Source organism: Stenotrophomonas sp. CCNWLW162 (assembly GCF_037203745.1).
GTDB lineage: Bacteria > Pseudomonadota > Gammaproteobacteria > Xanthomonadales > Xanthomonadaceae > Stenotrophomonas > Stenotrophomonas maltophilia_AQ.
In genome coordinates, this window is the sequence record NZ_JBBCBL010000006.1 from 72,223 (window position 1) to 86,747 (window position 14,525).

Here is a 14,525-nt window from a genome sequence, read left to right on the forward strand (position 1 = left end):
CCTATCGTTTCCCGGTTTTTTTGCCCAGCGTCACGCGCGCGGCTATTGCCGCGTCAGCGTTGATCGCGCTTGGCATGCGCGATGGGGCGCCGTCCAGGCCAAGCCCGGCGAGCAGATTATCCACCGCCAGCTGTACCATCGCCGTGCGCGTGGCCAGCGAGGCACTGCCGATATGCGGGGTCAGCACCACGTTGCGCAGCGCCAGCAGTTCCGGACGCACCGTCGGCTCGCCTTCGTACACATCCAGCCCGGCAGCGGCCAGGCGGCCATTGGCCAGTGCGTCGGCCAGTGCCAGTTCGTCGACGATGCCGCCGCGGGCGATGTTCACCAGCGTGGCCGTCGACTTCATCTTCGCCAGTGCAGCTGCATCGATGATGTGATGCGAGGACGGCGAATAAGGCAGCACCGTGATCAGGTGATCGGCCTGCGCCAGCAGCGTATCCAGATCCACATACGAAGCGCCGACAGCGGCCTCGGTGTCGGCCGGCAGGCGCGAACGGTTGTGGTAAAGCACCTTCATGCCAAAACCGTGCGCACCGCGGCGGGCGATGCCCTGGCCGATGCGGCCCATGCCAAGGATGCCCAGCGTGCTGCCGTGGATGTCGGCGCCAAGCATGGTCTGGAACGACCACTGGCCCCACTGCCCCTCGCGCAACCAACGTTCGGATTCGGTGATCCGGCGCGCGGTGGCCATCAGCAGCGCAAAGCCGAGATCGGCGGTGGTTTCGGTGAGGACGTCGGGGGTGTTGCTGGCGAGGATGCCGGCCGCGCTGAGCGCGTCGACGTCCAGGTTGTTGTAGCCGACACCGACATTGGCGATCACCTGCAGCTGCGCGGCATCGGCCAGCTGGGCCGCGCCGATGCGCTCGTTGAGGGTGATGATCGCGCCGTCGGCACTGGCCAGTTGTTCGGCGATCTGCTCAGGCGACCACGCGGTGACGGTGTCGGTGCTGCGCAGCTGCACGCGATCGCGCAGCGGCGCGATGGCCGCGTCGATCAGCGGCTGGCTCACCCATACCGTCGGCCGCGTGTCAGCCATCGAGCTGACCAGGAATACGCGGGGTGACGGTGCCGACGTCGCCGCACTGCGCACGGTGGCGCAGCGCCTGGTCCATCAGCACCATCGCCACCATCGCCTCGGCGATCGGCGTGGCGCGAATGCCAACACAGGGATCATGGCGACCGGTGGTGACCACCTCGACCACGTTGCCGGATGTATCCAGCGACGGGCCGGGCAGGCGCAGGCTGGAGGTCGGCTTGAGCACGATCGAGGCGACCACCGGCTGGCCGGTGGAAATGCCGCCGAGAATGCCGCCAGCGTGGTTGCTGGCAAACCCCTGAGGGGTCAGCAGGTCACGGTGTTCGGTGCCCTTCTGCACGGCGCTGGCGAAACCGTCGCCGATCTCCACGCCCTTGACCGCATTGATGCTCATCAACGCGGCGGCCAGGTCACCGTCGAGCTTGCCGTAGATCGGCTCGCCCCAGCCGGGCGGCACGTTGTCGGCGACCACGTCCACGCACGCGCCGACCGAATCACCGGACTTGCGCAGCGCATCCATGTACGCCTCCAGCTCCGGCACCTGTGCGGCATGCGGCCAGAAGAACGGGTTGTCTTCCACCGCCGACCAGTCGAAACCCGCCGGGGTGATCTCGCCCAGCTGCGACAGGTAGCCGCGCACGGTGACGCCGAAGCGCTCGGCCAGCCACTTCTTGGCGACCACGCCGGCGGCCACGCGCATGGTGGTCTCGCGCGCCGAGGAACGGCCGCCGCCACGCGGGTCACGGATGCCGTACTTGTGCCAGTAGCTGTAGTCGGCATGGCCCGGGCGGAACTGCTGGCCGATGTTGGCGTAATCCTTGCTGCGCTGGTCGGTGTTGCGGATCAGCAGTGCGATCGGGGTGCCGGTGGTCAGCCCTTCGTACACGCCGGACAGGATCTCGACCTCATCGGCCTCACGGCGCGCCGAGGTGTGCCGGCTCTTGCCGGTGGCGCGGCGCTGCAGGTCGTGGGCGAATTCGGCCGCGTCCAGCGCCAGCCCCGGCGGGCAGCCATCGATCACGCAGCCGATGGCCGGCCCGTGCGATTCGCCGAACGTGGTGACGGTGAACAGCTTGCCGAACGAATTGGAGCTCACGGGCGCTGCGCCGCCAGTTCGGTGATGCGCGCGCTGTGGGCGATCAGCTCGCGGCATTCGACCGCGAAGATGCCCATCTGGCCGACCTTGAACTCGATCCAGGCGAAGTCGACTTCCGGTAGCAGCTTGATCAGGTGCTGCTCGGACTCGCCCACTTCACAGATCAGCAGGCCGTCTTCACTCAGGTGGAGCGGCGCGTCGCGCAGGATCTTCAGCACCAGGTCCAGGCCGTCGTCACCGGCACGCAGGCCCATGTCCGGCTCGTAGGAGTACTCCTGCGGCAGGGCATCGGTCTCGTCGTTGGTGACGTACGGCGGGTTGGTGACGATCAGGTCGTAGTGGCGCCCGGTCAGGCCGTTGAACAGGTCCGACTTCAGCAGGGTCACGTTGTGCGCCTGCAGGCGTTCCTTGTTCTCTTCGGCCAGTGACAGCGCCTCATCGCTGAGGTCCACGCCGTCCACTTCCCAGTTCGGGTAGTAGTGGCCCATGGCGATGGCGATGCAGCCCGAACCGGTGCACAGGTCCAGCGCGCGGCTGACATCGCGGCCAGCCAACCACGGCTCGAAGCCGCATTCGATCAGTTCGGCGATCGGCGAGCGCGGCACCAGGGCGCGCGTATCGCTCTTGAAGCTCAAGCCAGCGAACCAGGCTTCACCGGTCAGGTAAGCGGCCGGGATGCGCTCGTCGATGCGGCGCTGGAACAGTTCCAGCACGCGCACCTTCTCTTCCTGCAGCAGACGCGCCTGGCCGTAGGCCGGGCCCAGATCGTGCGGCAGGTGCAGGCTGTGCAGCACCAGCTGGGTCGCTTCATCCAGTGCGTTGTCGTAGCTGTGGCCGAAGGTCAGCCCCGCAGCGTTGAAACGGCTGGTGCCGTAGCGGATCAGATCGATGATCGTGTGGAGTTCGGCGGCCGTTTCAGCGGTCATGGCGGTACTGCGGGCAAAGTGGCCCCCGATTATAGGGGCTGGCGCCCGTGGCGGCATCCGTTGCGGCGGAAACGATCGGGCCACAGCCGGTATGATGGAGCCCACTTCGCGCGGGGGCTCCCATGTTCAATCGCAACGCCGGCATCATCCTGCTGGTCGCCCTGGCGGCGGGCCTTGGCCTGCTGGCCGCGCAGCAGGTGTTCGCGCCGAAGCCTCCGGCCAATGCAGCGGCCACCGAAGCGATCACCCTGTACCCGCAGGCCCGCGAACTGCCCGACTTCAACCTGGCCCAGTCCGACGGCACCCGCCTGATTCCGGGCGAGCTGAAGGGCCACTGGACCCTGGTGTTCCTGGGCTTCACCTTCTGCCCGGACGTCTGCCCGACCACCCTGGCCGAGCTGGCCGGCGCCCAGAACCAGTGGGAGGCCCTGCCCGACAGCCTGCGCCCGCGCGTGCTGTTCGTCTCGGTCGACCCCGACCGCGACAGCGCCACCCGCCTCGGCGAATACGTGCACGGCTTCCACAAGGACACCCTGGCCGCGACTGCCGATGTGCCCTCGCTGGAGCGCTTTGCCACCTCGTTGGGCTTCGTGTTCCAGAAGGTGCCGGGCAAGCACTTCGACGAAAATCCCGAGGACTATACCGTCGAGCACTCGGCCAGCCTGGCCGTGCTCGACCCGCAGGGCCGCCTCGCCGGCCTGGTGCGGCCCCCGTTCAACGCGCCGGCGATTGCCCGCGACCTGCAGAAGCTGACCGAGAAAACCGCCCCATGAGTCTCACCACCGCCCTGACGTACGCCCTGCCCCACCGCCTGCTGTCCTCGATGGCGCGTTCGCTGGCGTACTCGGACGATCCGCGCGTGTCGCGCTGGCTGATCGACACGGTCACCCGCAAGTTCAATGTCAACCTGGACGAAGCGGCCAATCCGGACCCGCGCAGCTATGCGACCTTCAACCAGTTCTTCACCCGTGCACTGAAGCCGGGCGCGCGCGTGGCCGATGCCGATCCGCGCAACCTGGTGATGCCGGCCGACGGCCGCATCAGCCAGCTCGGCAGGGTCGAGGCCGGTCGCATCTTCCAGGCCAAGGGCCAGTCGTTCACCGCCGCCGAACTGCTGGGCAGTGACGAGGATGCCAAGCCGTACAACGACGGCCTGTACGCCACCGTGTACCTGTCGCCGCGCGACTACCATCGCGTGCACATGCCGTGGACCGGCACCCTGCGAGAAACCGTGCACGTGCCCGGCCGCCTGTTCAGCGTCGGCCCGGCCGCCGTCAACGGCGTGCCGCGCCTGTTCGCGCGCAACGAGCGCCTGGTCTGCCATTTCGACACCAGCTTCGGCCCGATGGTCAGCGTGATGGTCGGTGCGCTGCTGGTGTCCGGCGTGGAAACCGTGTGGAGCGGCGAAGAAATTCCGGCCTACGGTGACCGCATCACCCGCAAGGACTACCGCGGCCAGGGCATCCAGCTGGAGCGCTTCGCCGAGATGGCGCGCTTCAACTACGGCTCGACCGTGATCGTGCTGCTGCCGCCGGGCGTGGCCGAGTTTGCCCCGCAGCTGGGTGCCGAAAGCCCGGTGCAGCTGGGCCAGGCCCTGGCGAAGCTGCGCTGAGGCTTCCGTTAGTGCCGGCCGCTGGCCGGCATCTCCGTTGATCCAACGCGTCGAGCATTGCCGGCCAGCGGCCGGCACTACTGGTACGCGCGTTACTGCAGGGCCGGTGCAGGGCCGACGTCCATGCCGTCGTAGTCTTCCACACCCTTTTCCGCAGCCAACGCCGCGAACTCCTGGTTGCGGCGGTCCAGCGACGCTTCGTCGTGGATCTCCACGCGCTCCACATGCAGCACATGGAACGGTGCACCGCCCTCTTCCGGCTCCTGTTCGAACAGTTCGACGAAGCTGTAGCCCTGCGCCTGCAGATGATCCGCCAGTGCCTGCAGCGGCTCGGCGCTGGAATGGACGAAGAAGTACCCCCACAGCAACGGGCCGTTGATGTCCCAGTCGGTGTTTTCGCGGAGGTTGGCGAACAGGTTGCGGGTGTCTTCGAGGTCCATGCGGGTTCCAGGGTCGTGGGGGGGTTACTTGTCGCAGCCCTGCAGCTTCAGCGTCTGGCCGTGGCGCAGGCTGTAGGCCGGGGCTTTCAGGCCGTTGGCGCGGGCCAGGGTCGGCACATCGCACTGGAACTTCGCGGCGATGGCGCCGAGGGTTTCGCCCTTGCCCACCTTGTGGCTGCGCACCGGCTTCGGCCGCGCAGCCGGACGTGGCGTGGCCACCGGCGCTACGGGCGTGGTCGGCACGCTGGTGGATGCGGCCGCATCGGCCACCGGCACCACCCCACCCACGGCCACGCTGCCGGTGTAGCTGGCGGCGGTCGGGCGCACGATCGCTGCATTCAGATCGGCGGTGATCAGGGTGCGGGCCAGGTCGGCACGCGGACCGCTGACGCAGTTGCGCTGGTACAGGCCGGCAATGCGGGTAGTGGCGTTGATCAGCGTGCCGGCCGGAATCCAGCCATCAGCCTCATAGCGCGGGTTGAGATTGCGCAGCGCGCGCATGTAACCATCGCGGGTGCCATGGCTGCCCAGGCAGATGGTCAGTTCATAGATCGTGGTGGATCGCGCCAGGCGGATGGTTGCCGGCTGCGCGCTGATCTTCGGGAACTCCACGCCGTACTGCTGCGGGTGCAGGAAGATCCACGCCGCGGCGATCACCATCGGCACGTAGTCCTTGGTTTCGCCCGGGAACTGGTTGTAGACGCTGTCCACCCAGAAGCTCTGCCCCGGGTACTGCTTGTAGACGCGCGCTGCGCGGCCTTCGCCGCCGTTGTAGCCGGCCAGCGACAGTTCAACGTTGTTGTTGAGCTCGCGCATGCGCTCGTTGAGGTAGGTGGCACTGGCTTCTGCAGCACTGCGTGCATCGAAGCGGGTGTCGAAACCGGTGCCATCCGGGCCCAGGCCGAAGCGGCGGCCAGTGGCCGGCATGAACTGCATCAGGCCGGCGGCACCGGCACGCGAAGAGGCATGTACGCGGCCATTGGATTCCTTGGCCATGATGCCGAACAGCAATGCCTCGGGCAGACCGCGCTTTTCCCACTCCGGCCACATAACCGCGCGCAGGTTCTGGTAGTTCTCGTAGGTGGTCATCAGCGCCGGGCGCATGTCGGTCAGCCAGCGGCGGATACCGGCCTGTACCGCCGGGTTGTACTCCACCATGCTGTCGAAGGCGTGCCGCTTGTCGTTCAGCAGCGCAGCGGCGCGGGCCGCCTCGGGCACGTCGGCGGTGAGCGGGCCGATATGGTCGGGGTCGGCTTCCAGGCGGTCGCCACCTTCATCGGCCACGTCATCGCTGGCAGCTGCATCGGCATCGTGCTTGAGCAGGCGCTTGTAGCTGGCCAGCAGGGTGCCCATCTGGCAGCCCTTCTGCTTCACGCAGTCGTTGAGGACATCTTCCATGTCCTCCAGCGCGGCATCGGCCTCGTTGCTGCCCTTGGGGTCGGCATTGGCGACCAGCAGCAGGGCATCGCTGTAGCGCTTCTCGGCGGCGGTCATGCGCTGCTGCAGCGCATCCACCTTCACCTTGTCCCGGGCCGAGACCCGCTGTGCATGGGCATCGGGTGCCAGGGAAACCAGGCCGGCAAGGGCCAGCAGCGGCCAACCGCGGGAAATCAGGACAGGAACGGGCATTGATGGCACTGTGTGCGAAACAGGCAGGCAGAGTAGCGGCGCCGCCAAGGTCCGGGCAAGCGGACCTTCGGACCGTCACCGCCGGCGGTTAACATTGGGCTATTCACCACAAGGGCTGGACCATGGATCCGATTCTGCTCGGCAAAGGCATCACCGACGATGTTGCCGTCACCCTGCTGCCGAAACTGGGCAACCGTCACGGCCTGGTTGCCGGCGCCACCGGTACCGGCAAGACCGTGACCCTGATGACCCTGGCCGAGGGCTTCTCGCGGCTGGGCGTGCCGGTGTTCCTGGCCGATGTGAAGGGCGATGTATCCGGCCTGGCCGTGCCCGGCACCGGCGCCGAGAACCTGCTCGCGCGCGCCGCCGAGATCGGCGTGGCCGACTATGCGCCAGCGGCAAGCCCTACCATTTTCTGGGACCTGTACGGCAAGCTCGGCCACCCGGTGCGCACCACCGTCAGCGAAATGGGCCCGACCCTGCTGTCGCGCATCCTCGAGTTGAACGACACCCAGGCCGGCGTGCTCGACATCGTGTTCAAGCTGGCCGACGACCGCGGCCTGCTGCTGCTGGACATGGACGATCTGCGCGCCTTGCTCGGACTGGTTGCCGAGGAACGCAAGGACATCTCCACCGAGTACGGCCTGGTCAGCGCACAGTCGATCGCTGCCATCCAGCGTTCGGTGCTGCGCCTGGCGCAGGACGGCGGCGAGAACTTCTTCGGCGAACCCGCGCTGGAACTGGCCGACGTCATGCGGGTCAATCACGACGGCCGCGGCGTGATCGGCATCCTGGCCGCCGACCAGCTGGTGCTCAAGCCCAAGCTGTACTCCACTTTCCTGCTGTGGCTGCTGTCGGAGCTGTTCGAGCAGTTGCCGGAAGTGGGCGATCTGGACAAGCCGAAGCTGGTCTTCATCTTCGACGAGGCCCACCTGTTGTTCGACGATGCACCCGCCTCGCTGGTGCAGCGCATCGAGCAGGTGGTGCGGTTGATCCGCTCCAAGGGCGTGGGCGTGTATTTCTGCTCGCAGTTCCCGGACGACGTGCCGGGCAACATCCTCGGCCAGCTGGGCAACCGCGTGCAGCATGCACTGCGCGCGTTCACCCCGCGCGACCAGAAGGCGGTCAAGACCGCCGCCGAAACCTTCGTGCCCAATCCGAAACTGGATGTGGTGAAGGTACTGAGCCAGCTCGGCACTGGCGAAGCGCTGGTTTCCACGCTGCAGGACAAGGGCGTGCCGATGCCGGTACAGCAGACGATGATCGCACCGCCGCGCTGCCGGATGGGGCCGATCACCGAGGCCGAGCGCGCCCAGGTGCGTGCCGGCAGCCCGGTCGGTACCCGTTACGACACGGCGATCAACCGCGAATCGGCTGCCGAACTGTTGGCACAACGTGCGCAGAAGGCGGTTGAGAAAGCAGAGGCTCCCGCTGCCCGCAGCCGTGAGCAGGACGAGGCGCAGGAAGGTGGCTTTGGCCAGTCGATCAAGGACGCGATCTTCGGCACCAAGCGCCGCCAGGGCATGATCGAGACCATGGCCAAGCAGACCACGCGCACGGTCGGCACCAAGCTGGGCAACCAGATCGTGCGCGGCATCCTGGGTGGCATTTTCGGCGGCAAACGCTAGCTGCCCCTGCTGGGGTCAGAGCCCTTTCCCGTGGAAAGGGATCCGACCCCACGCCTCCATCGCTCCCCTGAAAAGAAATCGCACCATATGTCGCGTTGGCGTCCCCCTGCAGAAAAGAGCACCGCACTGATCACCGCCTCCGGCCATGCACGGTTGAAGGCTGAACTGGATGAGCTGTGGCGTGTGCGGCGCCCCGAAGTGGTGAAAGCACTGGCCGCGGCGGCTGCAGAAGGCGACCGTTCGGAAAACGCCGAGTACACCTACCGCAAGAAGCAGCTGGGCGAGATCGACCGTCGCGTTCGCTACCTGACCAAGCGGCTGGAGTCGCTGCGGGTGGTGGATACCACGCCGACCGATCCGCAGGCGGTGTTCTTCGGTGCGTGGGTGGAACTGGAGAACGTGGACAGCGGGCAGACCAGCCGCTACCGCATCGTCGGCCCGGACGAGACCGATGCGGGATTGGGCTGGATCAGCATCGACTCACCGCTGGCGCGTGCGCTGCTGAAGAAACGGCTGGATGATGAATTCTCGGTGGAGCTGCCGAGCGGGCCGCATACTTTTGCGGTGATCGGCGTGGACTACGAGCCCCTGTAGAGTCGACTGTCAGTCGACTATCGCGCGCAGCGCGGGGTTTTCGCGGTGCTGCAGGAAGAGCAGTCGACTAACAGTCGACTCTACCGCCAGGCAACGGCGCCGGATACGCGCGGCCGGCACGCAGCGGGCGGAAATAGTCGGCATCTGCGTAGAAGGCAGCATCCTGCACCTCGTACCAGCCGGGAATGCCAGCCAGCGGCAGGGGCCGCAGTTGCAAGGGATCCGTCAGTACCCCGCCCACGGTGATGGCCCGTGCGACGGCATCGACACACTCCGCGTCGGCATCACCCTGCACCACCACGCACTTGCCCACCAGCCTGCGTCCAGGCAGCACCGCCTGCTCCATCAATGCATGGCCGAATACCGCAGCGATGGCGATGTCGCCGCTCTGCCAGTGCGCAGGTTCGAACAACGCGCGCCAGTCGTGCGCATCCCACGCAGCCAGCAACGCGTGATTGCGCACGCGCACGATCACGCCGGTTTCGTCGAACTGGGTCAGCGCGGCCTGCGCGCGGTTGCGCTGGCCCGGCGGCATGGACTCGATATGCATGCACTGCCGCGCATTGAGTGCATGTTTGAGTTGCCGATAGCGTGCCCACACCAGCGCATTGAACAGGTCGTGCCAATTGTCGGCACGGGTCGCGAGGCGCCCCTGTGCGATGCGCACTTCGTAGTGCAGGCCGTCGGCCAGCAGCGTGGCATCCTGCTCGACCAGGTGCAGTCCCGGCAGCCCCAGCCGCACATCCAGATCGGCGATGGCTGGCCATTCGCGGCCAGCCAGCAGGTCATGGAAGTCCTTCAACCCCGCAAACACCGGGTGCTCGAATACAGTGGCGTCGACCGCCGCACGCGGCGGCGGCACGAAGCGACGGACACCGCTGCCGTCACCGGCGGCGGTCGTCGCTGCGGTCACAGCATCTTGAGATCGAATGCCGGGCGGGTGGCGGCCGGCAGCGCGTCACCGTACAGGTCGTGCTCGTCGCTCTCGGTGATTTCCACGTCGACGAACTCACCCACGCGCAGCGGCACCTGATCGGCGTTCTGGATATGCACCAGGCCGTCGATCTCCGGGGCATCGGCCTTGGAGCGGGCCACGGCGATATCGCCTTCGATGGCGTCGACCAGGCACTGCTGCACGGTGCCGATCTTGGCTTCCAGTCGTGCGGCGGAAATCTGCGCCTGCTTTTCCATGAATCGGGCCAGGCGCTCCTGCTTCACTTCTTCCGGCACTGCATCGGGCAGGTCATTGGCGGTGGCACCTTCGACCGGCGAGTAGGCGAACGCACCGACGCGGTCCAGCTGCGCTTCGTCCAGGAACGACAGCAGCTCTTCGAATTCGGCTTCGGTCTCGCCCGGGAAGCCGACGATGAAGGTGGAGCGCACGGTGATGTCCGGCGCGATGCGGCGCCAGTTCTGCACGCGCTCCAGGGTCTTTTCGACCGCGCCGGGGCGCTTCATCAGACGCAGGATGCGCGGGCTGGCGTGCTGGAACGGGATGTCCAGGTACGGCAGGATGCGGTTCTCGGCCATCAGCGGCACCACCTCGTCCACGTGCGGGTACGGGTAGACGTAGTGCATGCGCACCCACGCATCCAGCTCGGACAGGCCTTCGCACAGTGCCTTCAGGCGGGTCTGGTAGGCCTTGTCGCGCCACATCTTCTCGGCGTACTTCACGTCCACGCCGTAGGCCGAGGTGTCCTGCGACACCACCAGCAACTCACGCACGCCGCCGCGCACCAGGCGCTCGGCTTCACGCAGCACCTCATCAACCGGGCGCGAGACCAGCTTGCCGCGCATCGACGGAATGATGCAGAAGCTGCACTTGTGGTTGCAGCCTTCGGAAATCTTCAGGTACGCGTAATGCCGCGGGGTCAGCTTGATGCCGTAGTCAGGCACCAGATCCACGAACGGGTCGTGCTTGGGCGGCAGCGCTTCGTGCACGGCCTCCATCACGCTCTGGTAGTCCTGCGGGCCGGACACCGCCAGCACGTTCGGATAGGCCTCGCGGATCTGTTCCGGGCGCTTGCCTAGGCAGCCGGTGACGATCACCTTGCCGTTCTGGTTCATCGCCTCGCCGATGGCGTCCAGCGATTCGGTCACCGCCGAATCGATGAAGCCACAGGTGTTGACCACCACCACGTCGGCCGAATCGTAGGACGGGACGATGTCGTATCCCTCGGACCGCAACTGGGTAAGGATGCGCTCGGAATCGACAAGGGCCTTCGGGCAGCCAAGGCTGACGAAGCCGACTTTGGGGTTCAGCTGGGACATGGAATCGCGGGACTCTGGGGGCCTGGGCCCCTGCCGTCGTGGCAGGGGTTCCTGGGGGCCGGGGCCTGAAAGGGCGCCAGTATACCGGGGTTGGCGGCCGCGCTCTGAATGGCCAACCGCCTGATCACGCACAGCCGCTGACACCGCGCTAACCCGCGCAGCACCGACAATGCAGTCCGGTTCCCCACAACGAGGTAGATGACGATGGCCGAGTGGATCACCCTGGATACGCATCATGGCCCTGTCCGCGCCTGGCAGGCCCTGCCCGAGGGCGCCCCGCGCGGCGGGCTGGTGGTGGTGCAGGAAATCTTCGGCGCCAACCCGCACATCCGCAGCGTGGCCGAGCGCTTTGCCGCCGAAGGCTATGCGGTGCTGGCGCCGTCGTTCTTCGACCTGGTCGATGGCGCTGATGCCGATCCGGACGCCCTGCCCTACGACGCCGACGGCGTGAAGCAGGGCCTGGAGCGGGTGACCGCTCTGGGCATGGAGAAGGCACTGGAGGTGGTCCGTGCCGCAGCGACCCGGCTGGCCCCTTACGGCAAGGTCGGCACGGTCGGTTACTGCTGGGGCGGCAGCGTCGCCCTGCTGTCCGCGCTGCGCCTGGGCCTGCCTTCGGTCAGCTACTACGGTGCACGCAACGTCCAGTTCCTCGATGAGACGCCAAAAGCCCCGGTGATTTTCCACTTCGGCGCCCAGGACAAGAGCATCCCGCCGGAAGCCATCCAGGCCCATCGCCAGAAGCTGCCGCAGATGGCCACCTACGTCTATCCGGCCGATCACGCCTTCAACCGGGAGGTCGGACATGCGTATGATCCAGACAGCGCCACCCTGGCGCTGCAACGCACCCTGGACTTCTTCTCGGAGCATCTTGGATGAGCGATTTCGAACTCGATTCACGCCTGGCCACCGATAGCGTGCTGGTGGCGGAAGGACCGTTGTCGCAAGTGCGGCTGATGAACGACGAACGATTCCCCTGGCTGGTGCTGGTACCGCGCCTGGCCGGGGTGACCGAGTGGATCGAGCTGGACGGCGAGCAGCAGGACAAGCTGCGCACAGAGCTCAACCGCGCCTGCAAGGCCCTGCACGGTTCCGACGGGGTGGAGAAGATCAACATCGGCGCGCTGGGCAACATCGTGCGCCAGCTGCACTTCCACGTGATCGGCCGCCACGACGGCGATCCGGCCTGGCCGGGACCGGTCTGGGGCAGCGGTCCAGCGCACCGCTACGAGCCGGCGGCGCTGGACCAGCATGTCGCCTACTGGAAGGAACGGCTAGGATATCCGGCCCAGTCCTGAGCCGTTGCCGACCGATGCGATTCAACCTCGTTGCCGCCGTCCTGCTGATCCTGGTCGGGCTGTTCATGCTCGCCAGCAACCTGGGCTGGACCCACCTGAACCTGTCCAAGCTGCTGCTGACCTGGTGGCCGGTGGCGCTGGTCGGCGTCGGTATCGCGATGCTGTTCGGTCGCGGGAAATAAGGTAGCGCCGGGCCCTGCCCGGCGAAAGCAGCGCGCAGCCCCACAAACGGAAACGCCGGGCATGGCCCGGCGCTACCGATACGCGCTGACGCAGGCAGTCAGGTACGCGGCAAGGTCACGCCGGTCTGGCCCTGGTACTTGCCACCACGATCGCGGTACGACGTTTCGCAGACGTCATCGGCTGCGGCCTGGAAGAACAGCATCTGCGCCACGCCTTCGTTGGCGTAGATGCGCGCCGGCAGCGGCGTGGTGTTGCTGAATTCCAGGGTCACGTGGCCTTCCCATTCCGGCTCCAGCGGGGTCACGTTGACGATGATGCCGCAGCGCGCGTAGGTGCTCTTGCCCAGGCACACCACCAGGGTGTCGCGCGGAATGCGGAAGTACTCGACCGTGCGTGCCAGCGCGAAGCTGTTCGGCGGAATGATGCACTCGTCACCGACGATGTCGACGAAGCTGCCCGGATCGAAATGCTTGGGATCGACGATCGTCGAGTTGATGTTGGTGAACACCTTGAACTCGCGCGAGCAGCGCACGTCATAGCCGTAGCTGGAGGTGCCGTAGCTGACGATGCGCTCGCCGTTGGCCTGCTTGACCTGCCCGGCCTCGAACGGCTCGATCATGCCGTGCTGCTCGGACATGCGGCGGATCCAACGGTCACTCTTGATGCTCATGCTTTGTCCTGGGGAATACGAGGGGGCGCGAGGATTCTAGCAGGGGGCCGGGCATCGTCGCCGGCCCCTGCCCCCGTCCCTTACAGCAGCGACGACAGGATCGGGATCGAGGCGCGCGGGCGCTTGCCCACTTCCTCGATCAGGCGCTGTGCGGCATGACGATAGGCCTGCGCCGGTACCGAGTCCGGCTGGGCGACGGTGATGGGCGTCCCGGCATCGCCCTGCTCGCGGATGCCGATCTGCAGCGGCAGCGAACCCAGCAGCGGCACGCCGTACTGCGCGGCCATGCGCTCGCCACCGCCCTCCCCGAACAGGTGCTCGACATGGCCGCAGTTGCTGCAGGTATGCACTGCCATGTTCTCGACGATGCCCAGTACCGGCACCTCGACCTTCTCGAACATCTTCAGCGCCTTCTTCGCATCCAGAGTGGCGATGTCCTGCGGCGTGGTGACGATCACCGCCCCGGCCAACGGGATCTTCTGGGTCAGGGTCAGCTGGATGTCACCGGTACCCGGCGGCAGATCGATCAGCAGGAAGTCCAGGTCGTCCCACAGGGTGTCGTTGAACAGCTGGGTCATCGCCGAGGTGGCCATCGGACCGCGCCAGATCATCGGCGTGTCCTCTTCGATCAGATAGCCGATCGACATGGTGTCCACGCCGAATGCGCGCAGTGGCTCGATGCTCTTGTTGTCGGGGCTTTCCGGGCGACCGGACAGACCCAGCATGGCCGGCACGCTCGGGCCGTAGATGTCTGCATCGAGCACGCCGACGCGCGCGCCCAACTGTTGCAGCGCCACGGCCAGGTTGACCGACGTGGTCGACTTGCCGACACCGCCCTTGCCCGAGCCGACCGCGATCACGTTGCGGATGCGGGCATGCGGCGTCAGTCCCTTCTGGACCTGGCTGGCATGGGGACGGCGGGGAGAACTGTTCACAACGAGCACCGGCGGGGTCAGGGGTAATAACCCAACATCATACAAGCTGGACGCAACCTGACTGAAATTCAGGGTTGCTACAGATTCGTGCACAGATTGTTAAGTTCATGTTACGTTCGCAGAGCACTGTTTTGGGCTGCGAAGCTGGCTTTCCAGCGCGCACGATGGCGCATGCGCAGTGCCGATTTTGTTTTTGCTCTCCAATGG

Annotated in this window: 16 protein-coding genes; 7 read left to right on the plus strand and 9 right to left on the minus strand. The window is 66.5% G+C overall.

The window, feature by feature from the left end:
* Position 1: 1 nt before the first annotated feature.
* The 3 genes from V9K93_RS16420 to prmB are packed head-to-tail and all read right to left on the minus strand — an operon-like array spanning position 2 to position 3,061.
* Positions 2-1,039 (minus strand): 2-hydroxyacid dehydrogenase, encoded by a 1,038-nt coding sequence (locus tag V9K93_RS16420; protein ID WP_136639378.1) that lies wholly within the window; start codon positions 1,037-1,039, stop codon positions 2-4.
* On the minus strand, positions 1,032-2,135 hold the full coding sequence (aroC, locus tag V9K93_RS16425) for a chorismate synthase (protein ID WP_136639377.1): 1,104 nt from the start codon (positions 2,133-2,135) through the stop codon (positions 1,032-1,034). Before aroC ends, V9K93_RS16420 begins: the two co-directional genes overlap by 8 nt.
* The gene (gene prmB / locus V9K93_RS16430; protein ID WP_337302892.1) at positions 2,132-3,061 is read right to left on the minus strand and encodes a 50S ribosomal protein L3 N(5)-glutamine methyltransferase; all 930 of its coding nucleotides are present in this window, start codon (positions 3,059-3,061) and stop codon (positions 2,132-2,134) included. Before prmB ends, aroC begins: the two co-directional genes overlap by 4 nt.
* Positions 3,062-3,183: 122 nt before the next feature.
* Here prmB and V9K93_RS16435 point away from each other — a divergent pair, with 122 nt between their 5' ends.
* Positions 3,184-3,834, plus strand: a complete 651-nt coding sequence (locus V9K93_RS16435; protein WP_136639375.1) for an SCO family protein — start codon at positions 3,184-3,186, stop codon at positions 3,832-3,834.
* On the plus strand, positions 3,831-4,673 hold the full coding sequence (asd, locus tag V9K93_RS16440; protein WP_136639374.1) for an archaetidylserine decarboxylase: 843 nt from the start codon (positions 3,831-3,833) through the stop codon (positions 4,671-4,673). The genes V9K93_RS16435 and asd overlap by 4 nt, the downstream gene beginning before the upstream one ends.
* A 92-nt stretch (positions 4,674-4,765) precedes the next feature.
* On the opposite strand, the gene V9K93_RS16445 is transcribed toward asd, so the two are convergent.
* Complete coding sequence (locus tag V9K93_RS16445) at positions 4,766-5,113, minus strand: ribonuclease E inhibitor RraB (protein WP_136639373.1); 348 nt, start codon at positions 5,111-5,113, stop codon at positions 4,766-4,768.
* 24 nt (positions 5,114-5,137) lie between these two features.
* A complete protein-coding gene (locus tag V9K93_RS16450; protein ID WP_006381476.1) occupies positions 5,138-6,742 on the minus strand; it encodes a transglycosylase SLT domain-containing protein in 1,605 nt (534 codons plus the stop codon).
* A 122-nt stretch (positions 6,743-6,864) separates the two neighbouring features.
* On the opposite strand from V9K93_RS16450, the gene V9K93_RS16455 reads away from it, so the two are divergent.
* Positions 6,865-8,370, plus strand: coding sequence for a helicase HerA-like domain-containing protein (locus V9K93_RS16455; RefSeq protein WP_136639371.1), 1,506 nt, complete (start codon positions 6,865-6,867; stop codon positions 8,368-8,370).
* An 87-nt stretch (positions 8,371-8,457) separates the two neighbouring features.
* Positions 8,458-8,964 (plus strand): transcription elongation factor GreB, encoded by a 507-nt coding sequence (greB, locus tag V9K93_RS16460; RefSeq protein ID WP_006381559.1) that lies wholly within the window; start codon positions 8,458-8,460, stop codon positions 8,962-8,964.
* A 67-nt stretch (positions 8,965-9,031) separates the two neighbouring features.
* Here greB and V9K93_RS16465 read toward each other — a convergent pair whose 3' ends face one another.
* Together V9K93_RS16465 and rimO are read right to left on the minus strand one after the other, a co-directional pair.
* Complete coding sequence (locus V9K93_RS16465; protein ID WP_136639370.1) at positions 9,032-9,877, minus strand: DUF3025 domain-containing protein; 846 nt, start codon at positions 9,875-9,877, stop codon at positions 9,032-9,034.
* Positions 9,874-11,235: a 30S ribosomal protein S12 methylthiotransferase RimO gene (gene rimO, locus V9K93_RS16470; RefSeq protein WP_049436796.1), complete on the minus strand. Its 1,362-nt coding sequence runs from the start codon at positions 11,233-11,235 to the stop codon at positions 9,874-9,876. The genes V9K93_RS16465 and rimO overlap by 4 nt, the downstream gene beginning before the upstream one ends.
* Before the next feature lie 204 nt (positions 11,236-11,439).
* On the opposite strand from rimO, the gene V9K93_RS16475 reads away from it, so the two are divergent.
* From V9K93_RS16475 to V9K93_RS16485, 3 genes are read left to right on the plus strand one after another with little or no spacing between them, the layout of a single operon-like run.
* Positions 11,440-12,111 carry a dienelactone hydrolase family protein gene (locus V9K93_RS16475; protein WP_046983627.1) on the plus strand — a complete coding sequence of 224 codons (672 nt, stop codon included), beginning with the start codon at positions 11,440-11,442 and terminating at the stop codon, positions 12,109-12,111.
* Positions 12,108-12,530: an HIT domain-containing protein gene (locus V9K93_RS16480; protein ID WP_006381641.1), complete on the plus strand. Its 423-nt coding sequence runs from the start codon at positions 12,108-12,110 to the stop codon at positions 12,528-12,530. The genes V9K93_RS16475 and V9K93_RS16480 overlap by 4 nt, the downstream gene beginning before the upstream one ends.
* A gap of 14 nt (positions 12,531-12,544) precedes the next feature.
* On the plus strand, positions 12,545-12,712 hold the full coding sequence (locus V9K93_RS16485) for a LiaI-LiaF-like domain-containing protein (protein ID WP_046983580.1): 168 nt from the start codon (positions 12,545-12,547) through the stop codon (positions 12,710-12,712).
* Positions 12,713-12,810: 98 nt separating this feature from the next.
* Here V9K93_RS16485 and dcd read toward each other — a convergent pair whose 3' ends face one another.
* Together dcd and apbC are read right to left on the minus strand one after the other, a co-directional pair.
* The gene (dcd, locus tag V9K93_RS16490) at positions 12,811-13,383 is read right to left on the minus strand and encodes a dCTP deaminase (protein WP_012511735.1); all 573 of its coding nucleotides are present in this window, start codon (positions 13,381-13,383) and stop codon (positions 12,811-12,813) included.
* An 80-nt stretch (positions 13,384-13,463) separates the two neighbouring features.
* Entirely contained in the window at positions 13,464-14,318 is an 855-nt protein-coding gene (gene apbC, locus V9K93_RS16495) for an iron-sulfur cluster carrier protein ApbC (RefSeq protein WP_049447715.1), read from the minus strand.
* Positions 14,319-14,525 lie beyond the last annotated feature (207 nt).

Excerpts from the sequence above, each read along its gene's own strand:
- V9K93_RS16455 (WP_136639371.1), top strand. The coding sequence starts at position 6,865 with ATGGATCCGATTCTGCTCGGCAAAGGCATCACCGACGATGTTGCCGTC.
- greB (WP_006381559.1), top strand. The coding sequence starts at position 8,458 with ATGTCGCGTTGGCGTCCCCCTGCAGAAAAGAGCACCGCACTGATCACC.
- V9K93_RS16475 (WP_046983627.1), top strand. The coding sequence starts at position 11,440 with ATGGCCGAGTGGATCACCCTGGATACGCATCATGGCCCTGTCCGCGCC.
- V9K93_RS16420 (WP_136639378.1), bottom strand. The coding sequence starts at position 1,039 with ATGGCTGACACGCGGCCGACGGTATGGGTGAGCCAGCCGCTGATCGAC.
- V9K93_RS16435 (WP_136639375.1), top strand. The coding sequence starts at position 3,184 with ATGTTCAATCGCAACGCCGGCATCATCCTGCTGGTCGCCCTGGCGGCG.
- V9K93_RS16445 (WP_136639373.1), bottom strand. The coding sequence starts at position 5,113 with ATGGACCTCGAAGACACCCGCAACCTGTTCGCCAACCTCCGCGAAAAC.
- V9K93_RS16485 (WP_046983580.1), top strand. The coding sequence starts at position 12,545 with ATGCGATTCAACCTCGTTGCCGCCGTCCTGCTGATCCTGGTCGGGCTG.
- rimO (WP_049436796.1), bottom strand. The coding sequence starts at position 11,235 with ATGTCCCAGCTGAACCCCAAAGTCGGCTTCGTCAGCCTTGGCTGCCCG.
- prmB (WP_337302892.1), bottom strand. The coding sequence starts at position 3,061 with ATGACCGCTGAAACGGCCGCCGAACTCCACACGATCATCGATCTGATC.
- dcd (WP_012511735.1), bottom strand. The coding sequence starts at position 13,383 with ATGAGCATCAAGAGTGACCGTTGGATCCGCCGCATGTCCGAGCAGCAC.
- V9K93_RS16480 (WP_006381641.1), top strand. The coding sequence starts at position 12,108 with ATGAGCGATTTCGAACTCGATTCACGCCTGGCCACCGATAGCGTGCTG.
- V9K93_RS16450 (WP_006381476.1), bottom strand. The coding sequence starts at position 6,742 with ATGCCCGTTCCTGTCCTGATTTCCCGCGGTTGGCCGCTGCTGGCCCTT.
- asd (WP_136639374.1), top strand. The coding sequence starts at position 3,831 with ATGAGTCTCACCACCGCCCTGACGTACGCCCTGCCCCACCGCCTGCTG.